This window comes from Aeromonas cavernicola (genome assembly GCF_002795305.1).
GTDB classification, from domain to species: Bacteria; Pseudomonadota; Gammaproteobacteria; order Enterobacterales; family Aeromonadaceae; genus Aeromonas; species Aeromonas cavernicola.
The window spans coordinates 1-896 of sequence record NZ_PGGC01000110.1; the positions used below are offsets into that span (position 1 = coordinate 1).

The window sequence follows — 896 nt, forward strand, 5'->3', positions numbered from 1 at the left end:
CCTGACCTTTGAACTATCCAGATTGTGAAAGAGCGTAGGTTTAATTAATCCGCGAATGCCCGATTACGCTACGCTAATCGAGCCTACGGACCTGCCTTCGTGTAAAAAACGAGCGAATTAACAGTCATCGGTCAAACTCACGCCATATTTTCTCTTTCAAATTGTTTAATTTTTCATTTTCACTCACTCTTTCTTCAAAATCATCTCTCCATATATAAAAGTCAGAGAAGCTACCGTTACCTCTGCACATCCCTTTATATGTATATTCAACATACCGAACAACCTCATCTTCATTGCCGACGATAGCCTCTTGGGATGACAGGTCAAAAATAATAGCTTCAATACCCCTTATCCAATTTTTATCATCCTCAGAAGCTAAAATACCTCTCAGTTTCTTAAATAATTCAAGCAATCTAGTTATTTTTGTTTCTTGATTCATGAAATTACCTTTTGGCAATAGGCACTTCTTTAATGACTTGCGCACCTCTTAAAGCCCAAGGCTGATGCACATAAATTTGCATAATATCTTGACCGCCAAGATAGGCTCCACCTTGATACCCTACCGGCCCTTCATATACCTCAGTTCCCTTTGGAATTCTGACGGCATAAACTGATTCTATTGGTGACTCACCAGTTAGCACACCATTTGCATCTTTCCACTGAGGTTTCACAGCTAAATCTAATCTAGCTTGAGCTTCTGATGATATTGGCTCTCGTGTAAACCACTGTCCGAATCCATTTTTCCCTCCGCCTGACTTACCGGCTCGATACAAAATAAGATCCTCATCTAAGATTGTTTTATTGTATTTGCAAGAGGCAAAGTTTGATGCAGGATTCCCATTAATTGACGCAAGTGGACCGGGATTTTCAACCATATTAAAACTGAACGACTTTTC

General features: G+C 39.7%; 2 protein-coding genes. Both read right to left on the minus strand.

What is annotated here, in order from left to right:
• Nucleotides 1–124: 124 nt before the first annotated feature.
• Complete coding sequence (locus CUC53_RS12665) at nucleotides 125–439, minus strand: hypothetical protein (protein WP_100294496.1); 315 nt, start codon at nucleotides 437–439, stop codon at nucleotides 125–127.
• A gap of 4 nt (nucleotides 440–443) precedes the next feature.
• On the minus strand, nucleotides 444–896 hold a 453-nt coding region (locus tag CUC53_RS12670), incomplete at its 5' end, for a hypothetical protein (protein WP_157798267.1).